Source organism: Blautia massiliensis (ex Liu et al. 2021), from assembly GCF_052064225.1.
GTDB lineage: Bacteria > Bacillota > Clostridia > Lachnospirales > Lachnospiraceae > Blautia_A > Blautia_A fusiformis.
In genome coordinates this window covers 15,488-35,078 of the sequence record NZ_JBQHWA010000031.1, presented here as the reverse complement: position 1 = coordinate 35,078, position 19,591 = coordinate 15,488, and the positions used below count along the sequence as shown (strand labels likewise).

Here is a 19,591-nt window from a genome sequence, read left to right as displayed (position 1 = left end):
CTTGAGGCATCCGCCTTTCAGGCGTTGCAGGCATAGGCCCCTTATAGGGGCATAATCAAACCACCAGTTGAACTGGTGGTTCATGACTTAGTTTTTACCTGCTGATTTTGAAGCGGGAGAGCAGATCTTTTTATGGAGCGTACATAGTTTAATGAATGAAGGGTGAGGACTGACATAATCATAACACCCGTTATCCATATTAGAAAGAGTATGGTATTCAAGCCTCCAGAAAATTGACTACTGATGGAAACTGAAAAATCATTCACCTGGTTTAACAAAATATTTTGTGTATTACTGGTAAGTTCGGATAGCGTGTCGGTACCAGAGTTAAGTCCTGAGTCAGTTTGAAAAAAATGTAACCATGAAAAAAGTTGTGAGCCATGAATCTGTACAGGAAAAAATGGCACGGCAAGTAGTAAAAATAAAAGAAAACAGAGATGGTACTGTGTAGCCGCAGATAAATATTTTTTCAGAAGTTTTTTTGTTCCGATTATTACAAGTGTAAAAATACATATGAAGATATTACTGATTAAAAAGTGGATAATCCAGTTGCTCATTCAAAACCTCCTATTTCTGATGTTTTGATAATAAATGGCGTAAGTTATCAATTTCTGTTGAAGAGAGCTTATCGTCTTCAAGGTAAGAAGCCATCATAGAAGAAAGATTTCCATTATAATATCGCTTTAAAAAAGAATTGCTTTCCTGGCGTATATATTCATCTTCTTGGACTAATGGAGTATAGACAAATACCCGGCTTTGTTTTTCGTAGGAAAGAGCTTTTTTGGAAACAAGTCTCTTGATAAGAGTTTGAATTGTTTTTGGACTCCAGCTGGTAGTTAGAGTAAGTTTTTCTGTAATTTCATTTGTATTGATGGGAGCATATTTCCATACAATTTTCATAACTTCAAATTCGGCTTCTGAAATTTGGGGTAGTGACATAATAAAATCCTCCTGCTAAATCCTACATATGTAATAAATATATTATATTACTTGTAGAAGAAAAAAGTCAAATGGCAGATGATATATAGAATATAAAATTAATAATGTAGAGGCAATAAAGGTGAAAAAGATAGAAATTATTGAGAGAATCACAGATGCTAATGGAAGCATAAGTGAAAACATATTGACTAGCTGGGAACATAAAAACCAATTCATACCGGAAATTATAAGGTTTGGAGAATTAAAAATATATCTACAGGAACGAATTGTTAAAAAGAATGATAGTGATGTTCATCTTTCAAAATATGAATATGATATTTTACTTCTTTTAGCGAAAAATCCAGGTAGAATATTTGGAAAAGAAATGGTTTATGATCTGGTATGGAATGAACCTTATTCCGGTGATTATAATGTGGTTATGCGACATATCTGCAATATCAGAGAAAAAATAGAAGATGATCCTGGACAACCATTATATATACAAACAGTACGAGGTGTAGGATATCGGTTTAACGGGAATTTAGGCAGCGAGTGAAATCGCTGCCTATTATTATGGTTTTACAAAGAAGGAAGTTTGTTATGGGAAGATTTTTCTATTTCAGGATCATCCGGTTTTAGATACTTGGACAAGTTTTGATGTATCAATTCCAACTCTTTCATTTCTTTCCGAAAGGAAACATATTGAGTATTTATTGACTTCTTTCTGGAAATAAGCTCTGAAATTTGAGCCTGTAACTTATTGGTATTGAGCTGTTTCAGGTCTATACCATTTTCCTGTAAAATATGCTCGGCACCAGCGAAAAGGATAATTTGAGATTCATATTTACGGAAATAACGATCCGAATCTTTTGAGCTTTTATAATGGTCGTTATAAATTTTATTTTTCTGATATTGTTCAGCGTATTTTAGCAGTTCTCGAAGATGTCGGATCTGTGATTCAAGAGAGACGACAGTGGTATTTACCTCTTTTTGTTGCATATGTAACAAGGTTATGCGGCTTTCAAGTTCTGAAAAATTATGTAGATTATGTGTAAGCATCTGGCTATATGTAGTAGAAACAATCTTTAAATTTTCCTTATTTGCCCATTTCTGAAGGTCGATGTTTCCTGTTATATTGGGAGCGTTGGTGTCTATTAACTTCTTGCGAACAGAAGAAATGGCAGTTCTCTGGAGTTTATTCTCAATACGTTCTTTGATACGTTCCTTAGTAAAATTTTTTCCTAAAGATTTAGCACTTCCACGCACTGGACGGGACATATCGGGAGAACGAAAGGTAATGTATTTCCTGCTGTTTTCGCCAAATTCTGCGTTTTTTATTTCATATCCTTTAGCTTCCATAAATGCAAGAAATTCTGAGTAAGTGGAAACGATTCGGATTGTCTGGTTGATATCTTTTCGCAGCTGCGCTTTTTTACTGGATTCAGATTTATTTGCAGCCCATTCATTGTATTTCATTCCTTTTTTACCATCTGGCATAATTGTGGACAGGTTATGTTCCTGGCATAAAGTGTCGCTGAGATTTCGTATTTTCCAGTAATTCTTTTTACAGTCATGGTAATGAGAAAAAGTGATGTTATCTGCAGAACAGAAAATTAAATGGTTATGTACATGACCTTTATCAGTGTGTGTTGTCAGAACATAGGAGTATTTTCCCTCCAGTAAGCGATCCGCAAGTTCTTTGCCAATTTGATGGGCTTCTTCATAGGAAACTTCACCAGGGGAAAATGCCTGAATCAGATGAAATGCCTTATTTGTATTGTGCGGATCTCTGCAGTCATGTGTATGATCCAAAGTGTATTTAAAGTCAAGAACGGCTGTTTCGGGAGAGCAGGCAAAGGAAGAAATATATAGATTCTGGTCAGTTTTATCTGGATTGCAGATGTATTCTATTGCTTTATCAACGGTTGTTTTGATACCATGGATTTTTGTAACTGCCATATTTTTTCCATTAACTCCTTTATATCGTCCAGGTCCTTTGGTAAACTGTATTGGTACTGTTTATACGATGGGTGATCTGATTCAAATTGCTGCTGATATTGCCCAGCAGGGTATTCATTTTTCGGATATGAGAGTAGTCTACTTCATATACAAATCCATATAAGATCATTTTCCGTAGAAAGGCAGATTTGCTTTTCATCCTGGAAAGACGATATTTTTCTTCTAAAATGTATTGTTCGTCATCATTCAAATAAAATTGTACGGGATGAATTCTGGTACGTTTGCTCATTGAAATCCTCCAATTCGTTTTTTTCTATAAAAAAGAGTACAAAAAAACTGTCTAACCAGTTCGGCTATGACAGTTATGGTACTTGGTTTTTTGTTGGTTTGGACAGATGTATCTGTAAGTTATTTTAACAGGACTGGGTGAAAGCGTCAAATTAAGAAATTATAAAATATGAGAGGGACAGGGATACTCCCTGATACATTTTTACAAAATAAACCGAAGGGGAATTTTGTAAAATGAGCCAGGTGTCATGACACTGGCAGTGCTTGCTTCTTTTGGGGTGTAGCCTGCAAAGCAGGCTATGCAAAAGCTATAAAACATAAATGGAACTGTGAGAAGTGCTTGAGAATATAATCCTGATAGCGTATAATCAGAGCAAGAAATCGTAAGTGAGGGATAAATTTGAAACGTGAGGAAATTTTTCAATATGTGAAAGAGCAATATGGAACTGAACCGGAATATTTATGGAAAAAAGATCCTGATTCTGCGGTGCTTCGACATAAAAATGGAAAATGGTATGCTATAATTATGGCAGTGGAAAAGAAAACACTGGGATTAGAAGAAGATGGAAACATTGATATCCTGAATGTAAAATGTGACCCTGATCTGGTTGGGATGTTAATTCAAACGTATGGATTTTTATCGGGGTATCATATGAACAAGCGGCACTGGATTACGATTCTTCTGGATGAATCTGTCAGTGAAGCTAAGACGCTAGATTTTCTGGATATGAGTTATGATTTAATTGACAGTGGGAAGTAATTAAAATTTAAAAGGAAGCCTTTCAGAAAAATCTCTGATCGGCTCCCAGGTATTCATTCTGGATATGTATAAGTTGGTCTTTGCAACAGGATATTTTCCCAATCTCGTTCATGGCGCAACACTCGGAGAATATGAATCTCTTTTGTTTGTTCCATTATAATATAAAAAATAATAGATGGCGGAAAAGATCTTTTATGTATGGAATATCCTCTGTACAGAATTTGAGTTCGGGGAAAGGCAGTACTGAACTGACTTAAATTCTGCATTTGTTCTTTCAGATCAGATTGAAAACGGTCAGCACGTTGCTGGCCGAATTCTTCTTCAATATAATCTGCAATGTCTGTGACATCGTAAATTGCTTCCCAGGTTAAAATAATTTTATATTCTTGCATTTCTTCGTGCATCCCTTAATTCTGTGATTTTGCGAAAAGCATCTTCCAGTGGCAATTCACGACCAGCTTCCATATCATCAATTCCCCGGTCTAACATGCGGAGAAGATGATTGTTTTCCTGGTTTTTATCGGTTGTAGGGACTTTTTTTGTTAATTCCATGAAATCACTCCAATCATACGGTTTATAAATAGTGTATGTTGTTCAGAAGTATCTATCCATAGTTTAGCATAGAATGGGCAGCAATACAATTGAATTATTTTGCAGGAGCGTCCGTCAGACCAAGAAGATATTCGCAGGAAACATTAAATACTTCGGCCAGTGCGACAACTTCGTAGTCGGGAACGAAACGTGTGCCTTGTTCAATTCGCAGGATTGCCAGATCATTAAAATCATATCCTGCAAGTTGTAATTTGGCAGCGAGTGTTTTCTGAGTAAGATTATGAGCCTTTCGTAATTCTTTTACCCGTTGTCCTATTCTGTTTTTACTGTTCGTTTTTTTATCCCAATAAATAATCATTCTGATCCTCAAAAGTTTCTAAAGATGAAGTATTATTATTGATTTTAAGGAAAAATATTGTTACTATACTTCTAAAGATGAAGTTTTTGGAAAGTTTATTTGATTTTTGAAATAAGAAAATGATAATGCTGCCTGTAATGAGAAATAATTCTAATGAGAGGTGGAAAGAAGATGAATGAATTTTATGAAGCAGTATCGAATTTATTTGAGGAATTGCGCTGTGACTCCGGAGAAAGAGAATATACAGTACAGCCGGAAGAATGGAAAGAAGCAGAGAAGAATTTGAAACAAATACAAAAGAAGCTGCTACTATATCTGGAAAAAATCCCAGAGCGTGAGCAGAATTTCTGGAATAAATATCTGGATCAGTTAGAACATTTCCATTATGAAGAGGAGCAGCGGGCTTATTACCAGGGAATGATGGATGTAGTTGAGTTTCTTATTAATATAGGGGCAATAAAGAAATCCACGAATGTTAAGAGAATGATAGAAAAATATGCACGTTAAGAGTGGCGGTATGGGAAACCATACCGCTTCTTCAGAATAATTCAGATAGAATTCAAATGAATTTCAGGGATCTTGTTTATCGTGGTCTGTAGGAATTTTGTATGTGCGCAGATATGCTTCTACGATGGCAAGGATAGCGGTAATTTGCTCATCGTTGCATTTTGACAGGTACATGAGCAGGCGTTGATAATCAAGATTATCTGTATGATTGTTTGGATAAAACAATGGTTCAGGAGGAACATTTAAAGCGCGTACCAGTTTTCTGATTTTATGAAAACTGGGAACTCGGCCCCCATTTTCAATTTCCTTTAAATATCGGCTGGACATTTCTGCTTTTTCAGCTAATTCTTCATAAGTCAATTTTTGCTCGTGTCGGGCGTTCTTAAAAAACAATCCCAGTTCTTTATCTGTTTGTTTTGGCATATGATACACCTCCATGTTTAGTGTATAGTTCCCTTTCTTGAAAGAAAATGAACTAATATTTCACTAAAAAAGAGGGTGATATTTTACTTTTTAAAAGACATATAAAATTCTGAATTTCCGTAAAACAGATCCGGAGGTATTGGAATGATTAAGAATTTTATTGTCTGGTATCACATCCGTCATTACGTGACGGATGAAATAGATAAATAGTTCAAAAAAGCAAATAAATTTCTTTACCTCAAAAAGTGAATTATATGCCACAAGAAATGATGGCAAAATATTATCTTTTGATATAAATAGCGTCCGATGGGCTAAAAACTACCCATTAGGACGTTTTTTATATACCTCAAAATACAGGAAAAACAATTTCCTCGTATTTATTAAGAAATTTTTTAAAAATTTCTTCCCACACCCCGACAAATGCACTCATCCGTTTGGGATAAGTGTGAAGGGGAAGCAAGAACTTTGCTTATTGCCTACCGGCGGGGAAGGAGGTGAACTCTTATGGAGCAATCCTCTTTTCAAGATGAGCAGACAGTCAGACATCAGTTTGATTCTCTGTGCAAGCTGGCATTGAAAAGTGAAGTTATTAATTATGAAAAGCATATGGCATATCGCCAGAAGTATGAAGTGATGTTGTCAGAATTATCAGAAAAGGAGTTGAGCAGACTTTTTATAATGGATGAGCATGAAATGGAAACACATCGTTTTCAGGTCCTGGGTTACGACATAGAAGTCAAAGATGCATTGATTGCTGAAGCACTGCAGACACTTACTGAAAAGAAAAGGAATGTTGTGTTATTATCATATTTTATGGATATGAGTGATGCAGACATTGCCAGAGAAATGAATCTTGTACGCAGCACAATTAATGAGCATCGTAGACGATCACTGGAACTGATGAGAAAAAATATGGAGGAATCTGCAAATGAAAAAAAGTAAAAAACAGAAATGCGCATTTGATTTGCTGCCATTCCATGTTATTGAGGCAGCATCAACTGGTGATACTGAGGCAATCCAGGCAGTGTTGAAGCATTATGAAGGGTACATAACAGTTTTGGCTACCAGAAAAATGTTTGACGAATTTGGACAGGTGCATTACTGTGTAGATGAAACTCTGCGTCAACGCCTGGAAACAAAACTGATTACTAAGACCTTGGGATTTGATACGAAATCATATGTAAGGAAAAGTAATCAGTAAAGGGAGTATTTAATATAGATTCCTTTTCCCCTTCAGGAATTTTTGTACCTTGAAAATTGTATATTGTTTTACATACAGGACGTGAAGATATGTAGAGCCACTAGGTAAATCCGCCATGATATATCTGCTCTGTTAATGGAGTAAATACGAGGAAATGCTGAAATATAACATTGAAGTAAAGGTATGGAGCGAGAAGAATTTGACAAAATGTGTAGCAGCTGCACAGGGCGACGAAGCATATCTGTGATAATGATACTTCCAGAAAAAATCTGGTCATATTTAATGACGGTGCAAAACCGATGTGGGCAGAGTACTGAACTGCCACCTGTATTGTAATTTTATCTGCCGATGACAGTGTATAAAATTGTAAATTGTCATGGGCAGATAAAAATGTTTTGTCCAAAGAGAAAAGGAGGAGAGAAGAGTGGCGATTAAAATTGAAAAAGGTAAGATTCCAATTTGGGAAAAATATATGCTTACGGTGGATGAAGCAGTGCAATATTTCGGAATAGGTGAAAAGAAAATAAGGATGCTTATTTCGGAACATCTAAATTCAGAATGTTGCTTTACAGTCCAGGTGGGGTGTAAGTCATTGATTAACCGTAAGAAATTTGAGGCCTTTCTGGATCAGACTACGTCTTTGTAAAAAATATACGAACAATTTAGCACTTTAAAGTGGAAATGTTAGCCCTGGTATGATATAATACCTATATCGTGCTAGGGCTTCTTCGTAGAAAGGGGCGAAGACGTTTGGGTAAAACAAAACGTGACCAAAAACGACGAGATAAAAAAGGTCGAATTTTACGAAACGGAGAAAGTCAGAGAAAAGATGGAAGATATGCGTTTGTATATACAGATTGTTATGGAAAGCAGAAGTTTTTGTATAGTTGGAAATTAGAGCCAACAGATTCTCTGCCAACTGGATGCAGACCATGCTTAGCTCTAAGGGAAAAAGAAAAAAATATCCAAAGAGATTTACATGATGGTATAGTACCTTACGGAGGAAATTTAACAGTTTTGGATTTGGTTCAAAAATATATTGGACAAAAAAAGGGGGTTCGTCATAATACTCAGGCGAACTATGATTTTGTGATCAATATAATAAAAAAAGAAGAATTCGGAACCAGAAGAATAGATAAAATAAAATTGTCGGATGCAAAAGCATGGTTTATTAAGCTGCAAGCAGATGGAAGAGGATACAGTTCCATTCACAGTGTGCGTGGAATTGTAAGACCTGCATTTCAGATGGCAGTTGAAGATGATTTACTGCGCAAGAATCCTTTTGAATTTCAATTATGTACAGTTGTCGTAAATGACAGTGTTACAAGACAGGCAATTACAAAAGAACAGGAAGAGTTATTTCTGGAGTTTATCCGAAATGATGACCATTACTCAAAATACTATAATGGAATGTTTATTTTGTTTAAGACTGGACTTCGTATTTCTGAGTTTTGTGGATTGACAGTGAAAGATATTGATCTTCAGGAGAGAAAAATCAATGTGAATCATCAGCTTCAGAGAACCAGAGGAATGCAGTACGTCATTGAAGATACCAAAACTTCAAGTGGAACACGAATGTTGCCGATGACAGATGAAGTTTATGAATGTTTTGAACAGATTGTGAAAAACCGTAAAAAAGTAAGGGTTGAGCCGATTATAGATGGATATAGTCGATTTTTATTCCTGGATAAAAAAGATATGCCTGAGGTAGCACTCCATTGGGAAAAACATTTTCAGTGGGCGTTAGGAAAGTATAATCGTACTCATGAGGAACAAATGCCAAAGATCACGCCTCATGTATGTAGGCATACATATTGTTCCAATATGGCGAAAGCTGGAATGAATCCGAAAGCACTCCAATATTTAATGGGACATTCTGATATAGGGGTTACGTTAAATGTATATACGCATCTGGGATTAATTGATGCAAAAGAAGAGATGAATAGGATTGCAAAACTGGCATAGTATGATAAAATAATAGAAAAAAGAATTAAAAATAATCTGATTATAAGGTTCTTAGAGAGCCTGTTTTCCAGGCTGGTTATTACTAAGAAGTTACTAAATTTGGATAAGAAAATATACGAATTTATGCTGTGATATACAGGAAAATGACAGGATTGAAGATTATCGGAAAATGCCTGTAAACAGCGTAAATACAGCATTTCAAGGAGTTTTAAGCAATGATAAGAGTGTTATTTGTCTGCCACGGCAATATCTGCAGATCAACCATGGCCGAGAGTGTTTTTACGCACAAGGTAAAAATGCTCGGCCTTTCAGATCAGTTTTTGATCGACAGTTTTGCAACAAGTACAGAGGAGATTGGGAATCCACCTCACAGAGGAACAGTAAACAAGCTGAGAGAAGTGGGAATACCACTGGTTCCGCACAGAGCGAAGCAGATTACGTGGTCGGATTATGAAAAATCCGATTATATTATTGGTATGGATTCTGCTAATATGCGTAATCTTAACAGGATGCTGAAGAATGACCCGGAAGAGAAGCTTTATAAGTTTCTGACTTTTGCCGGATCAGGACGGGATATTGCGGATCCTTGGTATACAGGAAATTTTGACAAAACTTATGAAGATATACAGGAAGGTTGTGAGGGATTTCTGGATTATCTGGAGAAACATGGAGAAATCCATTAGTGATATTTCGGAATGAGACACAAATCTGAAACAATACAAAGGGTATGACAGCAAAAGGCAGCGGAAGTTGCTTTTTCTGTCGATGAAAACTTCTTTACAAATCTGAAAACTTCTATTATACTTGTCCATACAGCAAGCAACTCAGATTCAGCAGAGAAATCTGCTCTCTGCAATTCTACAGTGGAAGTTCTTTCCACAGAAATATCTAATCATGCTATCAGATCAGAATCATTTTGTGCGTCGTTGTGAGAGCGCACAGGATTTTGTCAGGACATTCGTCCGCTTTGTTTCACAGAAAGGAAATTAAATATGGAAAAAAGTTATGAAACTTTTGTCACGGACCTGAGAAAGCTTCTTCTTGCGGCTATGGACCTAAAGGAAGAAGAAATTTATTTTTCAAACGATGGAGAAAAATATGGCTGTTTGGGAGATAGGCTATTTGTAGAGAGTGGTCATATGGAAAAGGCAAAAACAGTCTGCGGGTTGCATACAGAAGAGCTTTATAAAAGGTACTGTCAGGAACATTCTTTTGAAAATATCGTTCATGATTGTGTTAGGGAGATAAAAAAAGTCAGTGAAAATTGTGTGCTATGTGATTTGGACGATCTGAAAGATTATGAGAAGGTAAAAAGCAGACTTTTTATTCGACTTCTGAATGCAGATAAAAACAGGACTATACTGAAGGAGTTGGTTCATCACAAAATCGGAGATATTGCTTTAGTGGTTTATTATCTTGCAGGAGAAAAAGAGGGATATGTTCTGAGTGCAAAGATCAAGAAAAGCTTTGTGGAGAAATGGGGAAAAGATGCGGATACTGTTTTCGAAGCTGCTCTAATAAATACATATTTTATCAGTCCACCAAGAATCTATCATTGGGAAAAAATGCTGTTTGATAAGACATATGAAGGAGATAATTTCATGGATATCCTTGGAACATACCATCCAAATAAAGGGATTGCCGGGAATTGCCTGAGTACAGAAAAGCGTACTAATGGAGCGGCAGCAATCTTTTTGCCCGGGGTAGCCAGACGTCTTTCTGAACTACTGGGGTCAGACCTATATCTGGTTTTTACCAGTGTTCATGAAGTAATGGTCCATAATGCGGATGTGGTTTATCCGGAAGATTTGAAAGAAGTTCTAAGTGATACGCTCGAGAAAGCAACTCCGGAGGAGGATTATCTGACATCTTCCATTTATCGATACAGCAGAAGGAGTGGTGAATTCTCTGTGGAATTGAAATGAGCTAAAGAGAGGTGACATATGGAAGTGCTTTGAGTTTATCGTTATTTGCATTAGAACAGAAATTAAGGCCGGAATCCATCATAAAGAATGAAATTCCGGCCAGGTTCTTTCCATGTGTTATGCTGTTTGTCTAATTATTATAAGAGTTCTTTTTTTGTGGTTTAGCTGAGAAGTGCGGAATCGTTGGAAAATTCTTCACCGCTGGCTTCTTCGAATTTGTCCAGGAGATCTTTGACTGTAAGCTTTTTCTTTTCTTCGCCCTGGATATCCAGAATGATCTTTCCCTCCCACATCATGATCAGACGATTGCCGTGAGTGATTGCATCACGCATGTTATGGGTGATCATCATGGTTGTCAGATGATCGCGGGTTACGATCATGTCTGTGATCTCGAGAACCTTGGCTGCAGTCTTCGGATCAAGAGCAGCAGTGTGCTCATCCAGAAGAAGAAGCTGAGGCTTCTTTAAAGTTGCCATCAGAAGTGTCAATGCCTGACGCTGGCCACCGGAGAGGAGTCCGACTTTGGAAGTGAGCCGGTCCTCAAGACCAAGACCGAGAATCTTCAGGAGTTCGTGGTATTCTTCCCGTTCCTGGCGGGTAATGCCCGGACGGAGAAGGCGGGATTTTCCGCGGCGTTTGGCAAGAGCGAGATTTTCTTCAATTCCCATAGTTGCAGCAGTTCCGGTCATAGGATCCTGGAATACACGGCCAAGATACGCGGCTCTTTTATATTCGGAAAGTTTTGTGACATCGGTTCCACCGATAATGATCTTTCCGGAATCTACAGGCCAGGCACCTGCAACTGCATTCAGCATAGTGGATTTTCCGGCGCCGTTTCCTCCGATGACTGTAACAAAATCACCTTCGTTCAGATGAAGATCCACGCCGTTTAAAGCAACCTTTTCATTGATGGTGCCCGGATTAAATGTTTTATGTATATCGATCAGTTTCAGCATGATCATTTACCTCCCTGTTTGGCTTTTGTAAAGTATTTGCCCTTCCAGTATGGGAAAGCAAGGAAAAATGCAACGACGAGTGCGGAAAGCATTTTCAGAAGGTCTGTATCAATTCCCATCCAGATAACAATCTGAAGTACCAGATAATAAAGAATAGAACCAAATACAACGCTTAAAAGCTTCAGTGCAAAGTTGCGGAAAATACGGCTGAAGATCGCTTCACCGATAATTACTGCAGCAAGACCGATAACGATGGAACCACGTCCCATGTTGATATCTGCAAATCCCTGGTACTGTGTGAGAAGAGCGCCGGAAAGAGCAACAAGTCCGTTGGAAAGCATCAGTCCCAGAACCTTATTGCGGTCTGTGTTGATACCCTGTGCACGGGACATGCTTGGATTACATCCGGTCGCACGCAGGGAACATCCGAGTTCAGTTCCGAAGAACCAGTAAAGGACTGCAATCAGAATGATGATCATAATTGCTACGATAAAAAGCGTATTCTGTGTCAGAGCAACACCCTTGACACGTCGAAGGGATACCAGAAGATTAAATTTATCAACATTGATCGCCTGGTTTGCTTTTCCCATGATCTTCAGGTTGACAGAGTAAAGGGAAAGCTGTGTCAGGATTCCGGCAAGGATAGCCGGGATGCCCATAAAGGTATGAAAAATACCGGTGGCAAGACCGGCCAGAAGACCGGCTCCTGTTGCAGCCAGCATGGACACCCATACATTGTGTCCGCTGAGCATCATCATGATACAAACAGCGCCGCCTGTACATAAAGTTCCGTCAACGGTAAGATCCGCAATATCAAGAATGCGGAATGTAATGTACACACCGATCGCCATGATTCCCCAGATAAGCCCCTGTGCGGCAGCTCCTGGAAGTGCGGTTATTAAACTCATAATCTGCATGTTAAATTATCCTCCTCTTTTTTATGCACGAACAGCGAGAAGGGGAACTCCCTTCTCGCTGTATCAGTGTATAATAGGTTTTTTACCGATTATTCAGCTGTTTTATCTGTTTCGATTGCTTCATATCCATCCGGAATTTTAATACCAAGCTCGTCACAGATGTCTTTGTTGTATTCTTTTGTGAATTTTGGTGCATATTCAATCGGCATTTTGGAGATATCTTTACCATCCTGAAGGATGCTGACTGCCATTTCACCGGTTTTGTATCCAAGATCATAGTAGCTGATGGAAAGTGTTGCAACACCACATGCCTGGCAGATACCTTCTTCACCAGCGATTACCGGAACCTTTGCCGGAAGACAGATGTTGTTGATGATCTCAGTATTGGATGCTACAGTATTATCTGTAGGTGCATAGATCACATCACTGTCATTGGCAGCTGTGGTAACAACGGATGAAAGATCGTTGGAATCAGAGAATGCATAATCTTCACAGGTATAACCAAGCTTCTCAAGAGCATCTTTTACTGTATCTACCTGATACTGGGAGTTTGGCTCTGCTGAGCAGTAGAGAAGTCCGACATTTTTTGCATCCGGGAAAAGCTCATGGAGCATATCGGCCTGCTCATCAAGAGGAGCAAGATCAGAAGTACCGGAAATGTTCTCGCCTACTGTTCCGTCAAAGTCATCGATTCCAAGAGCGACACCATATTCGGTAACGGCTGTTCCAAGGATCGGGATATCGGAAGTTCCGGCAGCTGCAGCCTGAAGAGATGCGGTTGCGTTTGCAAGGATCAGGTCTGCCCCTTCTGAAACAAAGCTGTTGATAATGGTAGAACAGGTATTAGAATCACCCTGTGCATTTTGCTCGTCAAATTTTACGGAATCACCCATCTTTTCAGTGATGGCATCCTCAAAACCCTTGGTTGCGGCATCCAGTGCGTCATGCTGGACCAGCTGGCAGATACCTATTGTGTAAGTCTTTTCTTCTTTGGCGCTTACTGTGGCAGCACAGGTTCCTGTTACAAGAGCTGCTGCGAGTACAGCTGTTAAAATACGCTTTTTCATATTGTTTTCCTCCTCACGATGTTGCTGCATTTTTGGATTATTTAAAAATACAACACTGATTGTGTTAATATAACACTTTAATGCTTAAAAGTCAAGAAGAATTAACGTGAAAATATGTTGAGTAAACAGATCCGGAAAACAAAATAAAGCATGAAATGAAATGCAGGCACAGGAAAAAACATACAGTCATATCATATTGTGAATGAAATTCTCAAGGAGAAAGAACATGGCATATAAAATCGTTCTGGATGCCGGACATGGTGGAGAAGATCCGGGTGCTGTTTATAAAGATCGCAAGGAAAAGGATGACAATCTGAAACTGACCCTTGCAGTAGGAAAGATCCTGGAAGAGAACGGCGTGGATGTGGTTTATACCAGGACTACAGATATTTATCAGACTCCTTTTGAAAAAGCGAAAGCTGCAAATGAAGCTGGAGCAGATTTTTTTATTTCTTTTCATCGCAACAGCAGTTCCAAGCCGGAACAATACAATGGAGTTGAAGTACTGGTCTATGATAAGAAAGGCATTAAATATCAGATGGCACAGAATATCCTGGGAGCATTGGGAGAACTGGGGTTTCGGGAACTGGGCGTAAAAGAACGTCCGGGGCTGGTAGTGCTCCGGCGCACAAAAATGCCGGCACTTTTGGTCGAGACCGGATTTATAAACTCGGAAAAGGATAATCAGCTTTTTGAAAAAAAATTCGAAGAGATTGCCAGAAGCATCGCAGATGCCATTCTGGGAACGTTGAATGAGGAAACGGTGGAAGAGCCATTGTATTATCGGGTACAGACAGGAGCATTTCGAAATCGGGAAAATGCAGACAGGATGTTGTATCAGCTGACAGATCAGGGATTTCCGGCGTTTATCCTGAGAGAGAATGATCTTTACAAAGTTCAGGTAGGAGCATATATGCAGCTTGGAAATGCGGTCAATATGGAACAAAGGCTGAGGGACAGTGGATATAGCACAGTGATCGTTACAAAATAGAAAACAGATGATCTGTTAGTGCATCTGCCACGAAAGAGTGATATGATTAGGCAATACAGAAAGCTGGATAAGGGATAACTGTCAGATAAATATCTTTTGATCCGGGATTTAGCTGCAGATGGTAAAGGAAGGACATAAAAAATAATGTACGAAGAGTTTCTGAAACAGATAGAAGATTTCATGTTTATAGAAGATAAGCCGGAAAAAGCGGATGTGATCTTTGTTCCGGGAAACGGATATCCTCAAATGGCGGAAAAAGCAGCGGAGCTTTACAGGAATGGGTTTGCACCAAAGATCCTGCCCAGTGGAAGATACAGTATCACAGCAGGGAGATTTACAGGAGTTCTTGACAAGAAAGAATGTTATTGTGGGACATACAAAACGGAATGGGATTTTTTGAAAGATGTTCTGATGCAGAATGATGTACCGGAAGAAGCAATTCTGAAAGAAGATCAGGCAACCTACACTTATGAGAACGCAATTTATTCCAGACAGGTAACAGACAGAGAACACCTGGATATCAAAAAGGCGATTCTCTGCTGTAAAACCTGTCATGCAAGACGTGCTTTGATGTATTACAAGTTGCTTTATCCGGATACGGAATTCTTTGTGAGTTCGTGTTGTGTGGATTCTATAGATAAAAATACGTGGATTATGACAAATGATGGAATTGATGAGGTAATGGGGGAAATAACTAGAATAATTAAACAATTTTCATTGATGCTCAAAAAAAATTAATTTAGGGGTGTCGTAAAAAAAAGAATTGTGTTATAATGCATTTGACGAAAAAAAGAAATATCTGTTACGAAAGATTAACAAGATATTAATTTTTGGAGAAATATTGGTTCGAGCGCATGTTACATGCGTTCGATATTTTATATAACTGAATTTTTTGACAAAAGGCAAATATGAATCTTAGATTTTGAATATAGAGGTGCAGATTATTATGAAAAAGAACACAAAGATTACATTTAGCAGAAGCTTTTCAATACTGGCAGCAGCGGCATTGTCCATGACACTGATCGGAGGACAGACCTTTCCGGCATATGCGGAGAACTCTTCAGGTATAGAATCCGGTGCTGTGATCCCGGATAATATAACTATTGACAGCCCTACAGCTCTTGCTAACATTGCGCTCCCATCTAATGCGTATGGAACTCTTTCCTGGGCAGATAGTTCTTATGTTCCGGACAAACGTGTGCAATCCTGTGGGGTAGTGTTCAAACCTGCTGCAGGTGCTGACCTTTCAGGCCTTCCGGGGTGGGATAGTAATTCAGGAACACTTACAGGTTCCGTGACAGTTGTGGTCAGCAGCATTGACAGTACAGAGGAAAATTCCGGAAGTGAGGAAAGTTCCGATTCTTCTGATTCAGATTCAGGAGAATCCTATGGAACCGATGATAAAGAGGAAAATGGAACCGACGTCAATGAGAGTGATGCAGATACTTCTGTAAAAGAAAAAGAGGACAGCACTGCAGAGAATGAGGAGAAGAACGAAGGTCTGCAGGATAACAGTGCCCAGGAAAATAAAGAAGATCCGGAGACAACAGGAAAAACGGAGCAGTCTTCTTCAGATTCTTCTGATACAACAGATGCAGCAGATGCCAGTGGAGAGGAAAACAGGGATCCGGAGATAACAGAAGCTCCGGAGGTAACAGCTGCACCATCTGAGGATAATAAAACTCAGGATGGGGAAGAAGCAGAAGCTGTGGAAACTCCTGCTGTAACGATAACTCCGGCGGCAGAAGATGGTATGGATCCTGATGCAGCATCTGAGAATAGAGACGATGAGAATCATGAAAAAAATAACGATGCTGAAATTACCGCGATCCCGGAAATTACGGAGACTCCTGATACTGAAGAAAACAAGGATAATATTTTTGACAGGAAAGATGATACCGAGGATAAACGCCCTCAGAATGCAGCTACCGATCTGACAGAAACAGAAAAAGAGGAAATTGCGTCTCAAAATCATACCTGTGATGGAATAACTGTATCAGGAATCGATCTTCCGTGGTATGTGCAGTTTCGTGTTTCTGGTGGTGAGGACTATCAGTTTACCAATGAAGAAGATGCAACAATCTTTAAATCCTATGAGTTTGAACTCTGGGATACACAGAATAATACAGAGTATAAAATTCCGGATGGGGAGTATATCAGTGTGACTGTACCTGTAAAGGCCGGCTATACATATTCGATTGAACACCTTCTTGATAATGGCGCAATGGAGACCATCATTCCAAGCATGGATGGTGCCACAATGACTTTCAGTACACATTCATTCAGCCCATTTGGCATCGCTGGAAGTAAATCTCTGGTAGGGCCAGATGCTGAAAGCAATACCGGTGCAACGGTTACACCTGCAGCTGATGCTTCATCTTCGGATACTGCATCTTCAGGTACTGCAGATTCTGCAGAAACAGACAGTACAGACACCAATACGGCAGAGACATCTCAGAATCTGACTTCAGATAGCACAGATCAGGAACAGTCTTCTTCTCAGAACAGTGATACGGCGGAGAATGAGGCTGAAGAACAGTCTTCTGCAACAACATCCAAGAAACAGGTAAATACCGGAGATAACACTCAGATCCTTCCGTTTGTGATCTTGTTTGTGGCAGCGGCAGTTGTAGCTGGTGTAGCAGTGTTTTTTAAGAAAAGAAAGAAGTAATGAATAAGAGAAAAAGCTCTCCCATATAATGACTGTGGGAGGGCTTTTTTATGAAGGGAAAAGCAATATTACGATCATTGCTGCTAGCCTATGGAGTGACAGGACTTTTTCTTCTGATACTGGCGTTTCTGCTCTTTCAGTTTGAATTTGGAGGAGGGACGGCGGCGGTGGGGATCATTATTATTTATGTAGTATCCTGCCTGGTCGGAGGTTTTATGGCGGGAAAGATCATAAGGAAAGACCGATATATATGGGGGATCGTTACCGGGCTTTCCTATTATGTTCTGCTGCTTCTGGTATCTTTTCTGGCACAAGGGAAATGGGATATGACCTTTGCCCATGCGTTGACTACTTTTTTCATGTGTCTTGGTGGCGGAGCCATTGGTGGGATGCTGTCGTAAAAGCTTACAAAAAAATGCTTTGAAAATCGATGATTTTATGCTATACTAGGCGAAGAATAGAATACATAAAGGAGGATATATCATGGAACATATCAAGACATTAAATACAAAGAACCTTCAGAACACGGTTAAGAAGGGTGGATGTGGCGAATGTCAGACATCCTGTCAGTCTGCTTGCAAGACTTCCTGTACAGTAGGAAACCAGAGCTGCGAGCATAAATAAGAAGCAGCCGTTGAATGAGTGGAAAGCAGCGGGAGATCCGCTGCTTCACTTGTTTTATCTGAAAGTAACAGGTATCCAGCAAAACGCGCCGGAGGGCGCGTTTTGTCGGATTATAAAAGAATTTTAGAAAGGATTGCGGGAAGATGAGTCTGATTCACCGTTATCAAAGTAATGGATATAATATTGTGCTGGATATCAACAGCGGCTGTATCCACCTAGTAGATGAAGTAACCTATGAGGTGCTGCCGTATCTTGAAGAAGGCATGGAAGCGGCTGCCATTGCTGAGAAGCTTGGCGACCGTTTTAAAAAAGAGGATGTGGAAACCTCTGTAACTGAATGTAAGAAGCTTCAGGAACAGGGAATGCTTTTTACAAAAGATATTTATGAGAATATCATTGATGAATTTACCAAAAACCGCCAGACCGTTATAAAGGCTCTTTGCCTTCATATTGCTCATGACTGTAATCTGGCATGTAGATATTGTTTTGCAGAAGAAGGAGAGTATCACGGAAGACGTGCGCTGATGTCTTTTGAGGTAGGAAAAAAAGCGTTGGATTTCCTGATCGCCAATTCCGGCTCCAGAAAGAATCTGGAAGTGGATTTCTTTGGCGGCGAGCCTCTTATGAACTGGCAGGTTGTAAAGGATCTTGTGAAATACGGAAGAGAACAGGAGAAACTTCATAACAAAAAATTCCGCTTCACACTGACAACCAACGGCGTTCTTTTAAATGATGAGGTGATGGAATTCTGCAATAAGGAAATGGGAAATGTTGTCTTAAGCGTGGACGGTAGAAAAGAAGTTCATGACTACATGCGCCCGTTCCGTAAGGGTGCAGGAAGCTATGATCTGATCATGCCGAAATTTGAGAAATTTGCGGAATCCAGAAATCAGGACAAGTATTATGTAAGAGGAACCTTTACTCATCATAATCTTGATTTCTCTCAGGATGTTCTGCATCTGGCAGATCTTGGCTTCAAGCAGATTTCTGTTGAGCCGGTCGTGGCAGCAGATACAGAAGAGTATGCGATCCGTGAGGAGGATATCCCACAGATCCTGGAACAGTATGATATTCTTGCAAAAGAAATGATCAAAAGAGAAAAAGAGGGAAAAGGATTCAACTTCTTCCACTTTATGATAGACCTTACCGGTGGTCCGTGTGTATACAAACGACTTTCCGGATGCGGCTCAGGAACCGAGTACCTGGCTGTTACTCCGTGGGGAGATTTTTATCCATGTCACCAGTTTGTGGGTGAGGAACAGTACCTTATGGGTAATGTAGACGAGGGAATCACAAAGCCTGAAATCGTAAAAGACTTTGGAAGATGTAACGTCTATACGAAACCGGACTGTAAAGACTGTTTTGCCAGATTCTACTGCAGCGGCGGCTGTGCGGCAAATGGTTACCATTTCGGCGGAGATATCCGGGGGAATTATAAGATCGGATGCGAACTCCAGAGGAAGCGTGTGGAGTGCGCTATCATGATAAAAGCCGCTTTGGCGGAATAAG

25 protein-coding genes and 1 pseudogene are annotated in these 19,591 nt (G+C 39.4%); 15 read left to right on the top strand and 11 right to left on the bottom strand.

Annotated elements, in window-relative coordinates:
* Positions 1–80: 80 nt before the first annotated feature.
* Together ACTNDQ_RS12340 and ACTNDQ_RS12335 are read right to left on the bottom strand one after the other, a co-directional pair.
* Complete coding sequence (locus tag ACTNDQ_RS12340) at positions 81–557, bottom strand: M56 family metallopeptidase (RefSeq protein ID WP_441064735.1); 477 nt, start codon at positions 555–557, stop codon at positions 81–83.
* Between the two features lie 10 nt (positions 558–567).
* Positions 568–942, bottom strand: a complete 375-nt coding sequence (locus ACTNDQ_RS12335) for a BlaI/MecI/CopY family transcriptional regulator (protein ID WP_441064736.1) — start codon at positions 940–942, stop codon at positions 568–570.
* Between the two features lie 118 nt (positions 943–1,060).
* Between ACTNDQ_RS12335 and ACTNDQ_RS12330 the strand changes: the two genes are divergently transcribed.
* Positions 1,061–1,474 (top strand): winged helix-turn-helix domain-containing protein, encoded by a 414-nt coding sequence (locus ACTNDQ_RS12330; RefSeq protein WP_118331069.1) that lies wholly within the window; start codon positions 1,061–1,063, stop codon positions 1,472–1,474.
* A 23-nt stretch (positions 1,475–1,497) separates the two neighbouring features.
* Here the strand turns inward: ACTNDQ_RS12330 and ACTNDQ_RS12325 are convergent, their stop codons facing one another.
* Together ACTNDQ_RS12325 and ACTNDQ_RS12320 are read right to left on the bottom strand one after the other, a co-directional pair.
* Positions 1,498–2,877: a relaxase/mobilization nuclease domain-containing protein gene (locus tag ACTNDQ_RS12325; protein ID WP_279206707.1), complete on the bottom strand. Its 1,380-nt coding sequence runs from the start codon at positions 2,875–2,877 to the stop codon at positions 1,498–1,500.
* A pseudogene (locus ACTNDQ_RS12320) lies at positions 2,826–3,166 on the bottom strand (plasmid mobilization protein). Before ACTNDQ_RS12320 ends, ACTNDQ_RS12325 begins: the two are co-directional and overlap by 52 nt.
* 399 nt (positions 3,167–3,565) lie before the next feature.
* On the opposite strand from ACTNDQ_RS12320, the gene ACTNDQ_RS12315 reads away from it, so the two are divergent.
* Complete coding sequence (locus ACTNDQ_RS12315; protein WP_306288688.1) at positions 3,566–3,925, top strand: MmcQ/YjbR family DNA-binding protein; 360 nt, start codon at positions 3,566–3,568, stop codon at positions 3,923–3,925.
* A 53-nt stretch (positions 3,926–3,978) separates the two neighbouring features.
* Here ACTNDQ_RS12315 and ACTNDQ_RS12310 read toward each other — a convergent pair whose 3' ends face one another.
* From ACTNDQ_RS12310 to ACTNDQ_RS12300, 3 genes are all read right to left on the bottom strand, one after another.
* Positions 3,979–4,317, bottom strand: a complete 339-nt coding sequence (locus ACTNDQ_RS12310) for a type II toxin-antitoxin system RelE/ParE family toxin (protein ID WP_441064734.1) — start codon at positions 4,315–4,317, stop codon at positions 3,979–3,981.
* Complete coding sequence (locus ACTNDQ_RS12305) at positions 4,304–4,477, bottom strand: hypothetical protein (protein WP_005426514.1); 174 nt, start codon at positions 4,475–4,477, stop codon at positions 4,304–4,306. Before ACTNDQ_RS12305 ends, ACTNDQ_RS12310 begins: the two co-directional genes overlap by 14 nt.
* Before the next feature lie 94 nt (positions 4,478–4,571).
* A complete protein-coding gene (locus ACTNDQ_RS12300; RefSeq protein WP_015541275.1) occupies positions 4,572–4,835 on the bottom strand; it encodes a helix-turn-helix domain-containing protein in 264 nt (87 codons plus the stop codon).
* 171 nt (positions 4,836–5,006) lie between these two features.
* On the opposite strand from ACTNDQ_RS12300, the gene ACTNDQ_RS12295 reads away from it, so the two are divergent.
* Entirely contained in the window at positions 5,007–5,342 is a 336-nt protein-coding gene (locus ACTNDQ_RS12295) for a hypothetical protein (protein WP_441064733.1), read from the top strand.
* 63 nt (positions 5,343–5,405) lie between these two features.
* On the opposite strand, the gene ACTNDQ_RS12290 is transcribed toward ACTNDQ_RS12295, so the two are convergent.
* Entirely contained in the window at positions 5,406–5,765 is a 360-nt protein-coding gene (locus ACTNDQ_RS12290) for a helix-turn-helix domain-containing protein (protein WP_015524620.1), read from the bottom strand.
* 504 nt (positions 5,766–6,269) lie between these two features.
* On the opposite strand from ACTNDQ_RS12290, the gene ACTNDQ_RS12285 reads away from it, so the two are divergent.
* The 6 genes from ACTNDQ_RS12285 (at position 6,270) to ACTNDQ_RS12260 (ending at position 10,856) form a co-directional block, all read left to right on the top strand.
* Entirely contained in the window at positions 6,270–6,707 is a 438-nt protein-coding gene (locus tag ACTNDQ_RS12285; RefSeq protein ID WP_005426505.1) for an RNA polymerase sigma factor, read from the top strand.
* Positions 6,694–6,966 (top strand): helix-turn-helix domain-containing protein, encoded by a 273-nt coding sequence (locus ACTNDQ_RS12280; protein ID WP_118248127.1) that lies wholly within the window; start codon positions 6,694–6,696, stop codon positions 6,964–6,966. The genes ACTNDQ_RS12285 and ACTNDQ_RS12280 overlap by 14 nt, the downstream gene beginning before the upstream one ends.
* A gap of 424 nt (positions 6,967–7,390) precedes the next feature.
* Positions 7,391–7,612, top strand: coding sequence for an excisionase (locus ACTNDQ_RS12275; RefSeq protein WP_021650362.1), 222 nt, complete (start codon positions 7,391–7,393; stop codon positions 7,610–7,612).
* Positions 7,613–7,716: 104 nt separating this feature from the next.
* Positions 7,717–8,931, top strand: coding sequence for a site-specific integrase (locus ACTNDQ_RS12270; RefSeq protein WP_044960653.1), 1,215 nt, complete (start codon positions 7,717–7,719; stop codon positions 8,929–8,931).
* Positions 8,932–9,146: 215 nt separating this feature from the next.
* A complete protein-coding gene (locus ACTNDQ_RS12265) occupies positions 9,147–9,614 on the top strand; it encodes a low molecular weight protein-tyrosine-phosphatase (RefSeq protein WP_288787143.1) in 468 nt (155 codons plus the stop codon).
* A gap of 309 nt (positions 9,615–9,923) precedes the next feature.
* Positions 9,924–10,856 (top strand): DUF5688 family protein, encoded by a 933-nt coding sequence (locus ACTNDQ_RS12260; RefSeq protein ID WP_129975279.1) that lies wholly within the window; start codon positions 9,924–9,926, stop codon positions 10,854–10,856.
* Between the two features lie 161 nt (positions 10,857–11,017).
* On the opposite strand, the gene ACTNDQ_RS12255 is transcribed toward ACTNDQ_RS12260, so the two are convergent.
* The 3 genes from ACTNDQ_RS12255 to ACTNDQ_RS12245 form a co-directional block, all read right to left on the bottom strand.
* Positions 11,018–11,812, bottom strand: coding sequence for an ABC transporter ATP-binding protein (locus ACTNDQ_RS12255; protein ID WP_118515603.1), 795 nt, complete (start codon positions 11,810–11,812; stop codon positions 11,018–11,020).
* Between the two features lie 2 nt (positions 11,813–11,814).
* Positions 11,815–12,729 carry an ABC transporter permease gene (locus ACTNDQ_RS12250; protein ID WP_173739882.1) on the bottom strand — a complete coding sequence of 305 codons (915 nt, stop codon included), beginning with the start codon at positions 12,727–12,729 and terminating at the stop codon, positions 11,815–11,817.
* Between the two features lie 89 nt (positions 12,730–12,818).
* A complete protein-coding gene (locus ACTNDQ_RS12245) occupies positions 12,819–13,796 on the bottom strand; it encodes an ABC transporter substrate-binding protein (protein ID WP_441064732.1) in 978 nt (325 codons plus the stop codon).
* Between the two features lie 226 nt (positions 13,797–14,022).
* Here ACTNDQ_RS12245 and ACTNDQ_RS12240 point away from each other — a divergent pair, with 226 nt between their 5' ends.
* The 6 genes from ACTNDQ_RS12240 to scfB all read left to right on the top strand — a co-directional run bounded on the left by ACTNDQ_RS12240 (position 14,023) and on the right by scfB (position 19,590).
* Complete coding sequence (locus tag ACTNDQ_RS12240; RefSeq protein WP_147603085.1) at positions 14,023–14,787, top strand: N-acetylmuramoyl-L-alanine amidase; 765 nt, start codon at positions 14,023–14,025, stop codon at positions 14,785–14,787.
* A 144-nt stretch (positions 14,788–14,931) separates the two neighbouring features.
* Positions 14,932–15,525, top strand: a complete 594-nt coding sequence (locus tag ACTNDQ_RS12235) for a YdcF family protein (RefSeq protein ID WP_279199080.1) — start codon at positions 14,932–14,934, stop codon at positions 15,523–15,525.
* Between the two features lie 208 nt (positions 15,526–15,733).
* Positions 15,734–17,458, top strand: a complete 1,725-nt coding sequence (locus tag ACTNDQ_RS12230) for a hypothetical protein (RefSeq protein WP_279199079.1) — start codon at positions 15,734–15,736, stop codon at positions 17,456–17,458.
* Between the two features lie 50 nt (positions 17,459–17,508).
* The gene (locus ACTNDQ_RS12225; protein ID WP_021650373.1) at positions 17,509–17,859 is read left to right on the top strand and encodes a TIGR04086 family membrane protein; all 351 of its coding nucleotides are present in this window, start codon (positions 17,509–17,511) and stop codon (positions 17,857–17,859) included.
* 82 nt (positions 17,860–17,941) lie between these two features.
* Positions 17,942–18,082 carry a six-cysteine ranthipeptide SCIFF gene (gene scfA, locus ACTNDQ_RS12220; RefSeq protein WP_015524633.1) on the top strand — a complete coding sequence of 47 codons (141 nt, stop codon included), beginning with the start codon at positions 17,942–17,944 and terminating at the stop codon, positions 18,080–18,082.
* A gap of 143 nt (positions 18,083–18,225) precedes the next feature.
* Positions 18,226–19,590 (top strand): thioether cross-link-forming SCIFF peptide maturase, encoded by a 1,365-nt coding sequence (gene scfB, locus ACTNDQ_RS12215; protein ID WP_441064731.1) that lies wholly within the window; start codon positions 18,226–18,228, stop codon positions 19,588–19,590.
* The last annotated feature ends 1 nt before the right edge of the window (position 19,591 follow it).